The sequence below is a fragment of the Sphingobium sp. TKS genome (assembly GCF_001563265.1).
Classification (GTDB): domain Bacteria; phylum Pseudomonadota; class Alphaproteobacteria; order Sphingomonadales; family Sphingomonadaceae; genus Sphingobium.
The window spans coordinates 923,912-939,917 of the sequence record NZ_CP005083.1; the positions used below are offsets into that span (position 1 = coordinate 923,912).

Annotated in this window: 16 protein-coding genes and 2 pseudogenes; 13 read left to right on the forward strand and 5 right to left on the reverse strand. The window is 62.8% G+C overall.

What is annotated here, in order from left to right:
• The first annotated feature begins 41 nt into the window (after positions 1-41).
• Genes K426_RS04630 through mprF form a run of 3 tightly spaced genes read left to right on the forward strand, consistent with a single transcriptional unit; the run spans position 42 to position 4,545 of the window.
• The gene (locus K426_RS04630; protein ID WP_066554341.1) at positions 42-473 is read left to right on the forward strand and encodes a DUF2147 domain-containing protein; all 432 of its coding nucleotides are present in this window, start codon (positions 42-44) and stop codon (positions 471-473) included.
• Positions 470-1,891 carry a virulence factor family protein gene (locus K426_RS04635; RefSeq protein ID WP_066554344.1) on the forward strand — a complete coding sequence of 474 codons (1,422 nt, stop codon included), beginning with the start codon at positions 470-472 and terminating at the stop codon, positions 1,889-1,891. Before K426_RS04630 ends, K426_RS04635 begins: the two co-directional genes overlap by 4 nt.
• A complete protein-coding gene (gene mprF, locus K426_RS04640) occupies positions 1,888-4,545 on the forward strand; it encodes a bifunctional lysylphosphatidylglycerol flippase/synthetase MprF (RefSeq protein WP_237229949.1) in 2,658 nt (885 codons plus the stop codon). The genes K426_RS04635 and mprF overlap by 4 nt, the downstream gene beginning before the upstream one ends.
• A gap of 112 nt (positions 4,546-4,657) precedes the next feature.
• Here the strand turns inward: mprF and K426_RS31175 are convergent, their stop codons facing one another.
• Together K426_RS31175 and rpoZ are read right to left on the reverse strand one after the other, a co-directional pair.
• Entirely contained in the window at positions 4,658-5,266 is a 609-nt protein-coding gene (locus K426_RS31175; RefSeq protein WP_140404649.1) for a hypothetical protein, read from the reverse strand.
• Between the two features lie 105 nt (positions 5,267-5,371).
• A complete protein-coding gene (rpoZ, locus tag K426_RS04645) occupies positions 5,372-5,716 on the reverse strand; it encodes a DNA-directed RNA polymerase subunit omega (protein ID WP_007688625.1) in 345 nt (114 codons plus the stop codon).
• Positions 5,717-5,836: 120 nt separating this feature from the next.
• Between rpoZ and K426_RS04650 the strand changes: the two genes are divergently transcribed.
• The 3 genes from K426_RS04650 to K426_RS04660 all read left to right on the forward strand — a co-directional run bounded on the left by K426_RS04650 (position 5,837) and on the right by K426_RS04660 (position 9,453).
• Positions 5,837-7,039 carry a phospholipase D-like domain-containing protein gene (locus K426_RS04650; protein ID WP_066554347.1) on the forward strand — a complete coding sequence of 401 codons (1,203 nt, stop codon included), beginning with the start codon at positions 5,837-5,839 and terminating at the stop codon, positions 7,037-7,039.
• A 312-nt stretch (positions 7,040-7,351) separates the two neighbouring features.
• Positions 7,352-8,254 carry a tyrosine-type recombinase/integrase gene (locus tag K426_RS04655; protein WP_066554352.1) on the forward strand — a complete coding sequence of 301 codons (903 nt, stop codon included), beginning with the start codon at positions 7,352-7,354 and terminating at the stop codon, positions 8,252-8,254.
• Between the two features lie 5 nt (positions 8,255-8,259).
• Positions 8,260-9,453, forward strand: a complete 1,194-nt coding sequence (locus tag K426_RS04660; protein ID WP_066554355.1) for an IS91 family transposase — start codon at positions 8,260-8,262, stop codon at positions 9,451-9,453.
• 525 nt (positions 9,454-9,978) lie between these two features.
• Here K426_RS04660 and K426_RS32430 read toward each other — a convergent pair.
• Positions 9,979-10,341 carry a hypothetical protein gene (locus K426_RS32430; protein WP_237229782.1) on the reverse strand — a complete coding sequence of 121 codons (363 nt, stop codon included), beginning with the start codon at positions 10,339-10,341 and terminating at the stop codon, positions 9,979-9,981.
• On the opposite strand from K426_RS32430, the gene K426_RS32435 reads away from it, so the two are divergent.
• Positions 10,340-10,480 (forward strand): hypothetical protein, encoded by a 141-nt coding sequence (locus K426_RS32435; RefSeq protein ID WP_237229783.1) that lies wholly within the window; start codon positions 10,340-10,342, stop codon positions 10,478-10,480. The genes K426_RS32430 and K426_RS32435 overlap by 2 nt on opposite strands.
• A gap of 2 nt (positions 10,481-10,482) precedes the next feature.
• Here the strand turns inward: K426_RS32435 and K426_RS30180 are convergent, their stop codons facing one another.
• The gene (locus K426_RS30180; protein WP_443018189.1) at positions 10,483-10,641 is read right to left on the reverse strand and encodes a DUF2274 domain-containing protein; all 159 of its coding nucleotides are present in this window, start codon (positions 10,639-10,641) and stop codon (positions 10,483-10,485) included.
• A 113-nt stretch (positions 10,642-10,754) separates the two neighbouring features.
• Between K426_RS30180 and K426_RS04670 the strand changes: the two genes are divergently transcribed.
• Entirely contained in the window at positions 10,755-11,066 is a 312-nt protein-coding gene (locus K426_RS04670) for a hypothetical protein (RefSeq protein ID WP_158511725.1), read from the forward strand.
• A gap of 31 nt (positions 11,067-11,097) precedes the next feature.
• A complete protein-coding gene (locus K426_RS04675) occupies positions 11,098-11,292 on the forward strand; it encodes a hypothetical protein (protein WP_066554362.1) in 195 nt (64 codons plus the stop codon).
• Positions 11,293-11,461: 169 nt separating this feature from the next.
• Here the strand turns inward: K426_RS04675 and K426_RS04680 are convergent.
• Positions 11,462-11,893: pseudogene (locus tag K426_RS04680) on the reverse strand (IS5 family transposase); the annotation flags it as partial.
• Positions 11,894-11,988: 95 nt separating this feature from the next.
• Here K426_RS04680 and K426_RS04685 point away from each other — a divergent pair.
• From K426_RS04685 to K426_RS04700, 4 genes and pseudogenes are all read left to right on the forward strand, one after another.
• A pseudogene (locus K426_RS04685) lies at positions 11,989-12,240 on the forward strand (IS110 family transposase); the annotation flags it as partial.
• A 165-nt stretch (positions 12,241-12,405) separates the two neighbouring features.
• Complete coding sequence (locus tag K426_RS04690) at positions 12,406-13,638, forward strand: site-specific integrase (RefSeq protein ID WP_048574961.1); 1,233 nt, start codon at positions 12,406-12,408, stop codon at positions 13,636-13,638.
• A complete protein-coding gene (locus tag K426_RS04695) occupies positions 13,635-15,002 on the forward strand; it encodes a tyrosine-type recombinase/integrase (RefSeq protein WP_053085586.1) in 1,368 nt (455 codons plus the stop codon). Before K426_RS04690 ends, K426_RS04695 begins: the two co-directional genes overlap by 4 nt.
• Positions 14,999-16,003: a site-specific integrase gene (locus K426_RS04700; protein WP_048574814.1), complete on the forward strand. Its 1,005-nt coding sequence runs from the start codon at positions 14,999-15,001 to the stop codon at positions 16,001-16,003. The genes K426_RS04695 and K426_RS04700 overlap by 4 nt, the downstream gene beginning before the upstream one ends.
• Positions 16,004-16,006: the final 3 nt, after the last annotated feature.

Consider the following 16,006-nt stretch of genomic DNA (forward strand, 5'->3'; position numbering starts at 1 on the left):
GGGTCCAGAAGCGGTGATCGTTCCGGGGAAGGATGGGTCATATGGCGATGGGGAGGCTTTGGGCAGCGCTGGCGCTTCTGGCTACGGCCGCAAATGTGCCGGTCCCTCAGCCCGAAGGCCGACAACCCCAAGGATTGTGGCTCGGCCCGCATAATAATGTCGCCGTGCGCACCGGACCCTGCGGCGACCGGCTGTGCGGCTGGATCGTCTGGGCCGACCGCGAAGCGCAGGCCGATGCGCGCGACGGCGGCACAGCCCGGCTGGTCGGCACCGAATTGCTGGAAGACTATCGCGCCGAGGGCAAGGGACAATGGCGCGGCACCGTCTTCGTCCCCGATCTGGGCCGCCGCTTCAGTTCGCAGATCAGCCAGCTTTCGCCGGGCCAGTTGCGGGTCAAGGGCTGCATATTGGGCGGTCTGATCTGCAAGTCGCAGCTCTGGACCCGGATCGAGCGGTTGCCGGGGCAGTCATGATCGATTTTCGCCACGCCCGTCTCTGGTTGATACCCGGCCTGCTGGCGGGGGCGGGCTTGCTGCTGTCGACCGTCAACGTAATGAACCCGGCGCGGGCGGCGGCCGATCCTGTGCCCGGCGCGACGGGACCGATCGCGGAAAGCCGCTACAGCCTTCCGCCCATGGGGCTAATCGCAGTCTACCGGCCCGCGGGCGTGCCGAACGGAGTGGTGCTGGCGCTCTCAGGCAGCAATGGCTGGGACGATGACAGCGCCGACACCGCCCGCGCCCTGGCGGCGCGGGGCGCGCTGGTGGCGGGCATCTCCACCCCCTCCTTTCTGACGGCGTTGCAGGCTTCGCACCGCTGCATCAATCCCAATTACGGCATCATCGCCCTGGCTCGCGACCTGCAACACCGGCTGGCGCTGCCCATGTACAGCAAGCCGATCCTGATCGGCCGGGGCGAAGGGGCGGCGCTCGCCTATGCGACGCTCGCCGCCGGACCCAATGGCGCGTACAAGGCGGTGTTCTCGCAGGACTTCACGCCGCTTCTGGACGGTGGCCGGTCCTGGTGCCGGTCGGGCAGCCTGAAGGTCGCCGCCATCGCTCGTCCCCATCATGGCTTCGCCTTCGCCCCCAGCCGCCGACTCCCTTCGCCCTGGATCGCGCTGGCCGAAGCCCCGCGCCCCGCATTGCAGCGCTTCGTCGCCCGCACCGGCAGCGGCAGGCTGGTAACCGTCGCGAGGGGAGAGGGGGAGGTCGCGCTGCTCTCCCAGATTCGGCCTTTCCTCGCCGCGCCACCCGCCGATGCCGCGCTGCCCACCGGATTGCCGCTGAACATCGTCACCGACGCCGCCGCGCCGCGCACCGACATGATGGCGGTCATCTATTCGGGCGACGGCGGCTGGGTCGGGCTGGACAAGGATGTGGCGGGCCAGCTCGCCCAAGCGGGCATCCCCGTCGTCGGCGTGGACAGCCTGTCCTATTTCTGGAGCGAGCGCACGCCCCACGGCGCCGCCCGCGATCTCAGCGCCATCATCCGGGGCTATTCCCGCCATTGGCGGCGGCCCCGCGTCCTGCTGGTCGGCTACAGCTTCGGCGCGGATGTGCTGCCCTATATCGTCGGCGGCCTGCCCGCGCCCCAGCGCGCTCAGGTGCGGCGTCTCTCGCTGCTGGGCCTCAGCCCCAGCGCCGATTTCCAGTTTCACATGAGTAGCTGGCTGAACATGGATTCGAACCGCCAATATCCGACCATTCCCGCCATAGCGCGGCTGCGCGGCCTGCCCATGCTCTGCGTGCGCGGAACGCTGGAAAATGACAGCGCCTGCCCCTCCATCCCCCAAGGATTGGCGCAGATGGTGGTCGTGCCCGGCGGCCATCATTTCGACCGCAACGCCCCGCTGCTGGTGACTCATATGCTCAAGGGGCTGACGATATGATCCTGGTCGAACGGATCAAGGCCTGGAAAGCGCCGCTGACGGTCGCCGTCACGCTGGCAGTGGCGGCGCTGGGGCTGGTGACGCTGCACGGCCTGCTGGCGGAGGTGCGGCTGAAGGATATTCGCCATGCCGTGCACCTGATCGCGGGCTGGCGGCTGGCCGGGGCGCTGGCGCTGACGGCGGCGAGCTATGTCGCGCTCACCTTCTACGACTATGTCGCGCTGCGGATCGTCGGGCGGCCCTTGCCGTGGCGGACGGCGGCACTCGCCTCCTTCTGCAGTTACACGCTCAGCCATAATCTGGGCCTGTCGCTGCTGACCGGCGGGTCGGCGCGCTACCGCATCTACACCGCTGCTGGCCTTGAGGGCGGCGACATTGCGCGCATCATCGCCTCGGCGGGCCTGTCCTTCTGGGGCGGGGTGTTTGTGCTGGCGGGCGCACTGATGCTGGTCCATCCGGCGGATATCGGCATCATGGGATGGACGATCGGCATGCCGTTGCAAAGGCTGGCGGGCGGGGCGATCCTGATCCTGACGATGGCGGCGCTGTTCGTCCTTGGCCCCGGCCGCGCACCGCGCCTGTTCGGCTGGAGGCTGGCGTTGCCGACCAGGACGCAGGCGGCCGCCCAGATCGGCGTCGCCAGCATCGACCTCGCCGCCGCCAGCGCCGCGCTGTTCATCCTGGTGCCGGGCATCGCACCGGCGCTCTATCCCACGCTGTTCCTGGCCTATGCGCTGGCGATCATCGTCACTTTGGTCAGCCATGTGCCCGGAGGCCTCGGCATATTCGAGGCGGTGATCCTCGCCGCCCTGCCCGATGTGGACAGGCCCAGCCTGCTGGCGGCGCTGATCGCCTATCGCCTGATCTATTATCTGATCCCCTTGCTGCTGGGCGTCATCGCCATCGCCCTGCATGAAGGCAATAGCTGGCGCCATCCCGTCAGCCGGGTGCTGGATGGGGCACAGGCGGCTGCATCCGGCATGGCGCCGGTCATGCTGTCGCTGCTGGTGGCGGTGGGCGGCGTGATCCTGCTGATTTCCGGCGCCTTGCCCGCGATCCAGCACCGCATGCACATCGTCACCGACTGGCTGCCGCTGACCTTCGTAGAGGCGTCCCACTTCGCCGCGAGCATCATCGGCACGCTGCTGATCCTGCTGGCATCGGGCCTCTATCGCAGGCTCGACGCCGCCTTCTGGATGACCCGAGCGCTGCTGCTGGCGGGCGCGCTCTTCTCGCTGATCAAGGGACTGGACTATGAGGAAGCGAGCGCGCTGCTCCTCATCGCCGCGCTGCTGCAATGGACGCGGGGCGCCTTCTACCGCCGCACCAGCTTCACTGCCGAAGCGCTGACCCCCGCCTGGATCGCGACGCTGGCGGTGGCGGTCGGCCTGTCGATCTGGATCGGCTTTTTCGCCTATAAGCATGTCGATTATCAGAACGACATATGGTGGCATTTCGGCCCGCACGCCAACGCCGCCCGCTTCCTGCGCGCAGGCCTCGCGAGCGCGGTGCTGGCGGTCGGCGCCGCCTTCTGGCGCATGTTCCGCCCCGCGACCGCGCCCCTGCATGTCGACCGCCCCTCCACCGCCTTCAGCGCGGACGCTTTGGCGCTGGCTGAGCGGACCGACGCCTTCCTTGCGACCACCGGCGACAAGCTGTTCCTGACCTCCGACACTGGCCGGGCCTTCGTCATGTATCAGGTGCAGGGGCATAGCTGGATCGTCATGGGCGACCCTGTCGGAGACCGGACGGAATGGCCCGACCTGCTCTGGCAATTGCGCGAGATGGCGGATGCCGAACAGGGCCGCCTGCTGCTCTATCAACTGAGCCTCGACGCCCTGCCGCTGGCGATCGACCTGGGTTTCGCCATCGTCAAATATGGCGAGGAGGCCCGCGTCGACCTGCATCATTTCACGCTGGAGGGGCCGGACGCCAAGCCGCTGCGCTATGCCGAACGCCGCGCCATGCGCGAAGGCGCGATCTTTGAGATCGTGCCCGCGCCCGCCGTCCCGCCGTTGCTGGAGGAACTGGAGGCGATTTCCGACGAATGGCTCACCGCCAAGGGCCATGGCGAAAAGGCGTTCAGCGTCGGCCGCTTCGACCCGGCCTATATCGCGGCCTGCGATTGCGCCCTCGTCCGGCAGGATGGGCGCATCGTCGCCTTCGCCAATATCTGGGCGACCGCCAATCGCCGCGAGTTATCGGTCGACCTGATGCGCCATGCGACGCAAATGCCCTATGGCGCGATGGACTTCCTGTTCATCCGCCTGATGCAATGGGCGCGCAGCCAAGGCTATGACTGGTTCACCCTGGGCCTGGCCCCGCTTTCGGGCATAGAGGCGCGGCGTCTCTCGCCCTTCTGGGCCAAGGCGGGCGCCTTCTTCTTCCGCCATGGCGAGAGCTTCTACGGCTTTGAGGGGCTGCGCGCCTATAAGGACAAATATGCCCCCCGCTGGGAGCCGCGCTTCATCGCCGGGCCGCGCGGCATCTCCCTGTCCCGCGGGATGATCGACCTGCAAAAGCTGGTCGGCGGCGGACCGGGAAGCGCGGCGACACGGACAAGGCGGCGCAGGCCGGTTGCATCGCCTGCGGTGGGATTGAACGATGGGAACGACGCGTTGTCGGAGCCTCTGGCGTCGATGGGCGTGGGTTGAGATTTTCGGTGGAGCGAGCCGGAATTGAGCGACGCTAAAAGGGTGGATTGGCGACAGTCCGGTTCTGGGAGCCGAGTGCGAATTCCTGCCGAGATATGTCCAGCATCACGTCCTATGGCGTATCAGTCGCAGTTTTCATGATCTTAGGAAAGCTAAACCCCACGTAATCGATGATTCCTTGTTCTCGAACGGAAAGGGCAATTTGCATTTGCTTTTTACCATCGCGGGCGGCTTTTGCATCATTCAAAGAAAATTCACAGACTAAAATGAATTTATCAGGTTCAAGTTTAGTGATAAACTGGCATGATATTAAACGAATATCTCTGAATTCTGAATAGATAATCCGTGAACTATCCTTAATGCCTTTCAATCCTGATTGACTGGAAAAATCATTTTTACCATTTTTATAATTGATGGTTGATCTTTCATCGATATATTTTTCGATGCTTCCCCAGTTTTGCATCGTGAAATCATGGCTAAATCTCTTAGCGACGTCACAGTTGAGGACATCCATTCGATCACAGAACGAAGTCGATAAAAAGACCGGAGGCTTGGGTTGGGCGCGAACACACTCTACGGGAAGAACTGAAGCGGCCCCATATATCAACAGCCCTAGGTTGGCCCCGATTATTGCTTTGCCTCTATAAGCCATTCGAATAATCCTAAATCTCCAAACCGACATCTGCTTTCGGGGAATATGACTGTCAATCTGGATGGCCATTTCTGGTCGCCAGCAGCCATGCCCAAACCCCACCCCAAAAACGGTGAGGCCCGGTCCTGCTAGCGCAGGCCGAGCCTCATTCCCTCTCCAAACTGATGAACGGGATCAGCCGTCGTAATCGCCGCCGATATTCTGGTTGCGCGGCGGCGCGGCGGCGGTCAGGCGCAGAGCCTCCGCCGACTGGGCGATCGAACCGATTTCGTCCGGCGTATCGTCGTCGTCGATCTGCACCTTCTGCAGCGAAGCGACGAGCGAATCATGCAGATCGACCGGCAGGACGGTTTCCTCCGCGATCTCGCGCAGGGCGACGACGGGGTTTTTGTCGCGGTCGCGGTCCAGAGTCAGCTCTGCGCCGCCCGAAATCTCGCGGGCGCGCTGCGCGGCAAGCAGGACGAGGTCAAAACGGTTGGTAACCTTGTCGACGCAATCTTCGACGGTAACGCGGGCCAAACGGGCGCTCCTGAACCAAGAGAAATCGTGAAAGGCGCGCCTAACAGCGCCCGCATCAAGAGTCAATGAAAAGCCCATAAAGTCGTGGCCAGCCGCCCCAAATGCGGGCATGAACGGAGCATGGCAAGCATCGGGCAGGCAGAGCCGCGGCGTGGCGAGGAGCAGATCGGCCTGTCGCTGCACGCCAACCGCCTGCGCGTGATCGAGGCGGGACCGGCGCTGCGGCAGGCGCTGGTCGACCTGATCGACGGCGCGCATGAGAGCCTCAAGCTCTATTATTACATCTTCGCCGCGGACGGCAGCGGGCAGTTGATCCTCGACCGGCTGGTCGCGGCGCGGGCGCGGGGAGTGGCGGTCACGCTGATGATCGATGCCTTCGGATCGGGGGCCACGCCGCTCGCCTTTTTCGATCCGCTGGCGGCGGCGGGCGGGCATTTCGGCCGCTTCGGCGCGCGCCGCTCGATGCGCTATCTGATCCGCAATCATCAGAAACTGGCGATTGCCGACGACCGACGGCTGCTGATGGGCGGCTTCAATGTCGAGGACGGCTATTTCGGGATTCCGGCGGAGGATTGCTGGCACGACATCGGGCTGCTGGTGGAAGGGCCGCAGGTGCAGGCGATGGCGAGCTGGTATGGCCAGCTCTGGCGCTGGGTTTCGACGCGCAAGCAGCGTTTCCGCACGCTGCGCCGCATGGTGCGCAACTGGCACAGCCCCCTCCACAGCGTTGCGGGCGAGCCGATGCGCTGGGTGATCGGCGGCCCGACCCGGCGGCTCAGCCCCTGGGCGCAACTGGTGAAGCATGATCTGGAGCGGGCGCGGCGGCTCGACATGGTGGCGGCCTATTTTTCCCCGGGCCGGGGGATGCTGAAACGCCTCGCTTATGCGGCGCGGTGGAAGGGGTCGCGCCTGGTCCTGCCCTCCCGGTCCGACAATGGCGCCACCGTCGCGGCGGCGCGGCTGCTCTACGGCCCCCTGCTCAAGCGCGGGGTGGAGATATGGGAATATCAGCCCTGCAAGCTGCATATGAAGCTGATCGTGGTGGACGACGCGGTCTATATCGGCTCGGCCAATTTCGACATGCGCAGCCTGTTCCTCAACCTGGAGATCATGCTGCGGGTGGAGGATGCGGGCTTTGCTGAAGCGATGCGCGCCTTCATCGACCGGCGCGTCGAGCAAAGCCGGCAGATCACGCTGGCGACACACCGCGCCCAGCGCAGCCTGCCGACCCTGATCAAACAGTGGATCAGCTATTTCCTGGTCGGCGTGCTGGATTACACCGTGACCCGCCGCCTCAACTTCCGCAATCCGGACGCCGATTAGGGCGGGGGGAGTAAGCCGGTGGCGGGCCACGCCCGATGAGGATGGGCACTTTACCTTCGCCATAGCACTACCCTAGAGCCGCCGGGAGATGCCAACTATCGTCTATTGGCGCCGTCTCGCGCCGCTCGATCTACGAACCCGACAATGGCTTAGCCGACGTTTCGACGAGTCGGGTTCTGGGCGATGCACGAACCCGCTGCGCGGGAGGGGTGCTCGGGAACAGGTTAAGGCCCAGGCGGTAGGCAGGTCCTGAGTTGAGGGCGGTAGGGCGCGAGCAGACCATCGAGGTTCCTTCAACTGAGGAGCCTCACGATGACCGACCTCATACCCGTTGTCCCCCATAGCCCGCTGCGCCAGCGCCTCATCGACGACATGACCTTGCGCCGCTTCTCGCGCGAGACGCAGCGCAACTATCTCCGGGACGTTGGGCGGTTCGCGACCTGGCTGGGACGTTCGCCGCATACAGCCACGGCGGAAGATGTCCGCCGGTTCCAGATCGAGCAGCAGGATGCTGGCGTGCCGGTGCCGACGATGAACAGCGTGGTGGGAGCGCTACGGTTCTTCTTCACCCATACGCTCGACCGACCTGAGCTCGCCCGCAAGCTGGTTCGGACCGCTCACATCCGCAAGATACCGGTGGTCCTGTCCCTTGAGGAGATGAAACGGCTCCTCGAAGCCACCACGTGCCTGAAGCACCAGGCGGCATTGTCCGTGGCTTATGGCGCGGGCCTGCGCGTATCGGAGGTCTCAGCGCTCAAGGTGAGCGATGTCGACAGCAAGCGCATGCTGCTGCGCATCGAGCGTGGCAAGGGCGGGCGCTATCGCAACGCCATGCTTCCCGAGGGGCTTCTCCTGCTGCTTAGGGACTGGTGGCGTGCTGGTCGCCAGCAAGGCATCATGCGAGAAAATGGCTGGCTCTTTCCGGGGCAAAACGCCCAGGTGCCGCTGAGCACGCGGCAACTCTATCGTGTCGTCGTCGAGGCGGCTCTGGCGGCCGACATCAACAAGCGTGTCGGCATGCACACCTTGCGGCACAGCTTTGCGACCCACCTGCTCGAAGACGGTGTCGATATCCGCGTCATCCAGGCGCTGCTCGGCCATGCCAAGCTCAACACCACCGCCTTTTACACGCGCGTCGCCACCAAGACGGTGCGCTCCATCACCAGTCCACTCGACAAGCTGCTGCTGCCGTCTGGAGCCGCAACGGACGGCTGAGCCAGGTGCGGACCTCGCTCGAGGTCGCCGACATCTTCAGGAGTGCGGGCCCGGCATATCGCAGCGCGCGCGCCGGTCATCTGAGCTTGCACCAGCTGAAGATCATGTCGGCGGTTGAATATTGTCGTACGTCAGCGATGGGCGGGCATGTGGAAGCCTGCACAGACTGTGGTCATTGGCGCATCGCCTATAATAGCTGTCGCAACCGGCACTGCCCAAAGTGCCAAAGCGCAGCCGCACGCACATGGCTGGCCGAGCGCGAAGCCGACCTGCTGCCGGTCGGCTATTTCCATGTCGTCTTCACCCTTCCCGCTGAGGTCGCTTCCATCGCGCTGCAGAACAAGAGGGAGCTCTACGACCTGCTGTTTCGTGCCGCATCTCAAACCATGCAAACCATCGCTGCTGACCCAAAACACCTCGGCGCGCGCATCGGCATCACGGCGGTGCTCCACAGCTGGGGTTCAGCCCTGACCCACCATCCGCATATCCACATGATAGTGCCCGGAGGCGGGCTCTCGCTCGACGGCGAACGTTGGATCTCAGCCCGCCCGGCGTTCCTGCTACCCGTGCGCGTATTGGGAGCTCTTTTCCGCCGCCTGTTCCTGACGCGGCTCCTCGATCTCCACCAGGCCGGCAAGCTTGGCTTCTTCGGCGGTATGGCACATCTCGCCGACCGCCGGGCTTTCCTGCGTCACCTGTCTCCGGTGCGAAAGAAGCGCTGGGTGGTCTATGCCAAGCCACCCTTTGCCGGTCCCGAAGCGGTACTCGCCTATTTGTCGCGCTACATCCACCGCGTGGCCATTTCGAACAGCCGGCTTCTCGCCTTCGACGGGGACAAGGTCGTCTTCCGCTACAAAGACTACCGCCGCAACGGCACAGACCGGCAACAGGTCATGACGCTTGCCGCCGAGGAGTTCATTCGCCGCTTCCTGCTGCACGACCTGCCCAGAGGCTTCCATCGTATCCGTCATTACGGCCTGCTCGCCAGCGGTGCTCGAAGGGAGAATCTCGAACGGGCTCGCCGCCTGCTGGGGACGGAGCCACCCGCCGCCGAAGAAATGCCGCCGGACGCTTCAGGCTCATGTCCGCCATGCCCATGCTGCGGTGGCAACATGGTCATCATCGAGACCTTTGAGCGACGGTATCACCCACGCGGACCGCCATCTCCGCCGGCGCCCACCGGGAGAACAACGTCGTGACCCGGCGCGGCATATCGTTTCCACCCTCCGAAGGCCTTGTGCTCCGGAGGACCGCTACGCTCGTGCCTCGTCACCCGAAAAGCAGACGAAGTCGCCTCATAAGCGGACCGTCTTCATTGAGACGACCGTCAGAGGTGCTCAAAAACCGCCGGTCTGCTTTCGATACCGTCCACTTTGGGGCAGACATCCATCACCCCAAGGCTCGCGCAAAACGCAAATCCCCATAGATCACGCGCGGGAACCGCGGGTTCGGGCACCGTCGACTTTCTGACGCCTCACGGCGTCTGAAACTCTCAACGATTGCGGACAGGCAGACTTCCGTCAGGCGACTAGCGGAAGCAGACGGCGCGCGACGCGGCACACCTTTTCCAAAAAAATCGTGTATGTCCGGGAAGTTTGGGCCGATGCCCGCATACGCCGAATGCGTCGCAGTGCTCCGGGAAGACCGCCAGCCTGCGTGCGGGTATGTCGGGCGAAAGTCTGACTGGCCGTTAGTTTCGCTTGCGTCTCCATTGCTTGAGACGGCTAGAGAGAAAAAGTCGGGGGAGTGAGCAATTGATCGAGGGCACGAAAGTTGGCGCGGTTTGCTGGCGAGACGATAACGGCAATCCTGCGCTTCGACGATCCCTTGGGTTCATCAAAACGCAATACGCGCTGTCTTTTGATTTTCCACCGAGATTCCAGTAAGATGAGCCAGTGATCTTTGGAGTGCAAAGCCATGTCGCAAGGTAAGACAATCATCGTCTTGATCGTCACTTTGGCGATCGGTTTCGCGGGCGGATTCATCTTGCGGCCTGTCATCTCGCCATCGCCTGCAACCGTCGTCGCCAGTGCGCTGACACCCATGTCACCGGCATCGAGCGAGGCGCGCGGGACAAAGTATTTCATGGCGCATCTCGACGAAGCGCGACAGGTCGTGGCCGGATGCCGCGACGGCTCGGTGCGCGGCGGCGAATGCGCCAATGCCGAGGAAGCGATTATCAAGGTCGATGCCCAGGAGCGCCGCAGACGGTTCTTGGGTAATTGACCCTAGCCGGACGGCTCAGCCCTTGGTATCATGGCGGTGGGAGAGCCCCGGTCGCTCGCCATAAACTTCGCCAGCATCGGCGAAGCGAGCTTTTCGGGAGGAATGGCGTCCCCGCCGGTCTCGGCCGCGAGCGCAGCGGCGTAACTGTTTCCCTCCCCCACAGGGATCTTTGATTACAGCTTCCGGAGGCCGGGGACGTGGCATCGCTATCGACGGTCGCCAATGTGCACAGCTGCGGCTGGCCTCGATCGAGGCGGACGCCGCGGTGCCTATCGTGCCGGGTCGCCTTAGCCTTATGCGCGCTGGGCTATTACGATCGGTCTTCGATGATCGAACGACGTTCGCAAACCTGCTGACGGGCGTGACGCGCGACGGCGTCGCCAATCGGACGATGATCGCTGATCCTCGCAGCCGCTTCAAATCGATTAGCGGCGAGTTGCGGGTGACGCGCAGCTTCATCGAAGGACGGCGGCTGCACGTCATCCACCTCTCAGCGCGCGGGCGCGATTTGCGGCAACAATATTCCGGCTCGGCGGTGATCGACTACGGCCCAACCCGGATCGGGGAGCAGGCCGGTCGAGCCTGAATTCTCTTTCACCGAGCGAATCTAGAACCGCGTGCGCCAATGGACAGGTGGGATCACCTATGAAGGTCGCTGGCAGGGCGTCGGTGAACTGAGCTTTGGCGTGTCGAAGACCGACTATACCAAGCGGTTGGAGCTGCCGGGCCCGCCGCCGCTCGAGACGCACTCACAGCCTTGGCTCTACAATGTCACCGCGGCAGGTCTCCTCGGTCCACGGCTGACAGTCTAAGCGGGCTATGCTCGGGCTTGGAGGATAGCGGGGTTGCCCCGAACAACGCGGTGAACCGTCGCGAGATCCTATGGCCGAGCCCTTCCGCATTCCAATTTTTTATCCTCTTATTTCTGGCGGTTAAAGTTTCACCGCCCCTTTTTTCGCACCTAGGACACTAGGCCATGACCTAGGCCGCGTTGACAAAGTGTGGCAACCATCTGCGAATGGCGGCGAGGTTCAGGAAGCTTGCGAAGGATAGGGCTGTTTTGTCGTAACGGGTTGCGATCCGGCGGAACTGCTTGAGTTGGCCGAACATGCGCTCGATGCGGTTGCGGTCACGATAGCGGCGGAAGTCGCAGTGAATGGGTTCGCGGCGATTGGCCTTGGGCGGGATGATCGGCAGGATGCCGTGCATCAGCAGATTTTCGCGGACAGCATCACTGTCATAGCCCTTGTCGGCCAACAGCGCCTTGGGCTTGGCGACGGGGATCGCCATCAGGGCATCGACAGCGCCATAGTCGGACGCTTCACCGCCCGTCAGGATGAAGCCGATAGGGCGTCCCTGATTGTCACAGCGGGCGTGGACCTTGCACGTAAAGCCGCCGCGTGATCGACCAAGAGCCTGCGCAAAGGCCCCCCTTTATGGATGGCCCGCCCCTTAACCGAACCGTTGTTGCTTAACCGACATCGGATCGTTTGAGGAAGGAGAAGGTCATGGAAGTTTCAGTTCTGGGGATCGACCTCGGCAAGAACAGCTGCAGCGTGGTGGGGCTGGACGGCACCGGTAGGGTTGTCGTTCGCAGGCGTATGCGACGTGAGACGGTCATCGCCTTTGCAGGGTCACTCGCGCCATGCGTTGTGGCGATGGAGGCCTGTTGCGGTGCCCACCATATGGGCCGTGCGCTGGTAGCGCATGGACATACCGTCCGGTTGATGTCGCCGGAATATGTCCGTCCATACGTGAAGTAATGCTCACCTATCCATTACTTGACTAATCATCAGGTTCTCAAAATGCGAAGGAATGCGGGCTCGGTGTAGGAAATCCGCGCATTTCTGGCTTGGATCGGCAATTTGCTCCGCATTATTTTGCTGCGAACCTCTGCGGTCGTTTGACCAGCAGAGGAGGAATTGATGTTGCAATCCGAGCATGAGCTGCTCACCGAGCTCAGAGCCATACTGACAAACCAGCGTTACAATCCGACGGTAATCCGAAATCACTGTACCTATGCGCAGGAGTTTCTCGACTATCTCCAGCATCGAGGAATCTGTGTCACGGACGTGACTGAGGCGCAAGTTGAGCGATATCTGGATTATGCGATCGCGTTATTCCGGAAACGTCGTGGCAGGCATCCCAGCGAGCGCTGGCACGCAGTTCCGCGATCTGCAATTCACGCGTTGCTACGGCTTGGGCAGGGTCAGTGGCCACCCTCTGAAAAAGTAACATGCGACGCCGATGCGCTGCGGATTACGATCTGCAATGAATATGAAACCTGGCTTCGTGAGGAGCGTGGCCTTGCCCAGGCCAGCATCGACGCGTTCCTGTGGGAAGCGCGCTACTTCCTTGCCTGGCAACTCAACCGGTGCGGGGCCGATGGCCTCGAGGCAGTGACCGTGGGTGAAATTGACAGCTACATGGACTTGCGCGGTTCGAAACTGACGCGCAGTTCTCTGAAATCCACAGCCGAGCGGCTGCGCTCGTTGCTGCGTTACCTGCATTGGACGGCCCGCGTTGCGGAAGACCTGACACCGCATATCATCGCGCCGCGGCTCTACGCTTACGAAGGGGTGCCGTCGATTTTGGAGCGCGACCAGATCGCCGCGGTTCTGGCAAGTGTGAGCAAGGACAAGACGGCTGCCGGTTTGCGTGACCACGCGATATTACAGGTCCTCGCCACCTATGGCCTTCGCGCAAGCGAAGTCCGCAACATGCGGATCGAAGACATAGACTGGCGGGCCGAAGTCATCCGCGTCCGCCACAATAAAACGCAAGCCTACACGTTCCTGCCATTGATGGGACCGGTTGGCGAAGCGATCCTCGCCTATCTGCGGTCTGGTCGGCCCGCCACTGATGCCAGGGAACTCTTCATCCGAACGCGCGCGCCCTATTGCAAGCTTGAGAAGATATACAGCCTGATTCGGCAGCGGCTCCGGGATGCCGGCGTCAAACCCTCAGGCAGGAGCGGGCCTCACATCTTCCGTCACGCTCGTGCGACCGAGTTGCTGCGCGCCGCAGTGTCGAAAAAGGTAATCGGTGATCTGTTGGGACATCGCTCCGTTGGATCGACGGCGCCCTATCTCAAGCTCGCCACGGAGGATCTGAGAGCCATCGCTCTGGATGTGCCGGGACCGGAGGTGCTGGCATGACCTCCCGTTGGCCCGATTCCGATCGCGCGTGCATTGGCCGCTTTGTCTCAAGCCTTGATCTGCGCAATCCCAAAAGCCGCGTCTGCTATCAACAGGTCCTGCATAGCTTCCAGGATATTGTCGAACGGCATGGAGCGCTCGATCAGCAAGCCCTGCAGGCCTGGTTGCGCGAATTAGCCACTCGCTGGGCGACATCTACCCTTCTGCATCGCACCCGAATCATCGACCGGTTCCTCGATCATCTGCTCGCAACCGGGGGGATCGATCACCACCCGGTCAAAGCTCTACGCGAGGCATGTCATATCAAGCAGTGCATGCCGATCTGGCGCGCGCTGATATCGCGTGATCCAGAACAGGCTCTTGCCAGACTGCGCAAGCCCAAACCGTTCGGCAGCGTGCTGGGCGAGGCCATGGCCGAACATGTCGCGATGATGCGGCGCAGGGGGTACAAATATACTTCGCAACCCGAGCGGTTCTTGCAGTTCGACCGGTTCCTACAGTTGAATCCGCAACTGGAAACCGAGCCGCTGAGCGTTATGATCGATCAATGGGCGGCCACAAAGGGCACCCGCAACCATGCATATGAACGCGAAAACCTCGAACGTATCTTCGCAAAAATCCTACGGCGCCGCGACCCGTCAGTTCCTCGGCGTCGGCCGGATCCGCGACCCCGGAAAGAGGTGCGCAAGCAGTGGCGCCAGCCCCATATTTACTCTCCTGGTGACGTTCGGCGAATGCTCGACATTGCCCGTTCGTATCCCTCGCCACGCGCAACCCTTCGACCATTGTGCATCTACACCATGCTGTTGCTGGCCTACTGTGCGGGTCTGCGACGCGGAGAACTGGCCCGGCTGGATCTTGGTGACGTTAATCCCCGAGACGGCACCATCACGGTTCGGCAGACCAAGTTCTTCAAGACCCGAATCCTGCCGCTCCCCGACAGTGTGATGAACGAGTTGCGGACCTACATCGCAGCCCGACGTCGGGCTGGTGCATCGCAGGATCCGCACTCCGCCCTGTTCTGGCACGTCCAGGGTAGGTCCCGCTACACGCCCGAAATGATAACCTGGGTGCTTACAGACGTCATACGTCGCGCCGGGTTGAAGCCATTGCAGGGGCACGACGGACCTCGCGTTCATGATCTTCGGCACTCGATGGTCGTGAACCGCATCCTTGAATGGTACCGTCTGGGGATCAACCCGCAGGATCGGCTGCCGTTCCTCGCGACCTACCTCGGACATCGAGATATCAACTCCACGCTGGTCTACATCACCGTTACGCAGGATCTGCTGCATCTCGCGAACGAACGCTTCAGGGCCCTGGGCGCGCCATGCCTCAATCCTGAACGGGAGGTGCGGCCATGAGCAGGACCAATCCATTCCCGGAACTGATGCGCGCATTCTTCTACGAATGGCTCGTTGAGCAGCGCAATGCGTCGGTCAACACGGTCCGTTCCTACCGCGACACTTGGCGGCTCTTCCTCCGGTTCGTCGCTGATCGCGCGGAAAAGAAGGTTGCGATGATCTCGCTGGCCGATCTGACTGCCGCGCAGGTCACGGCGTTCCTGAGGCACGCCGAGCACGAGCGCGGTGGTACGATCGGTACCCGCAACTGCCGGCTTGCTGCAATCCGCAGCTTCTTCAACTTCGTGGCTACCAGGGATCCCGCATCGATCGCGCAATGCGTCGAAATCCTCAACATCCCGATCAAGCGGGCGCCGGTATCGGAACCCTGCTATCTGGATCCGCCGGAAGTGGCGGCGATCCTTGCCCAGCCAGACCAATCGACCCTAAAAGGCATGCGCGACCATGCGTTGCTCTCGTTCCTCTACAACAGCGGCGCGCGAATACAGGAAGCGCTCGATGTGTGCCCCGAAGCGATCCGGTTCGATAGTCCCAGTTGCGTCCGACTTATGGGCAAGGGCCGAAAAGAGCGCATCTGCCCGCTTTGGCCGGAAACCGTACTGTTGCTGGAAAGGCTGCTTGACCGGCAGCCGCGAGCACCAGACCAGCGGCTGTTCGTTAACCGCTACGGCGAGCCGCTCAGCGCTTCGGGCGTCCGGTTCAAGCTTGCCGCCTATGTGAAGGCGGCGGCTGAAACCATGCCGTCGCTTCAAACAAAGCACGTAACGCCTCACAGCTTCCGCCACGCGACCGCCGTCCACCTTGTATCGGCGGGCGTGGACATCACGGTCATCCGCAGTTGGCTTGGACATGTGAGTCTCGACACCACCAATCACTATGCCAAGGCCAATCTGGAAACGAAGCGGAAGGCGCTGGAGCAGGTCGCCGTGCCGTCGGCGACGGGGCGTTCACCATCCTGGAAACGCGATACGAGCCTGCTCGCCTGGCTTGATACGCTGTAAAAT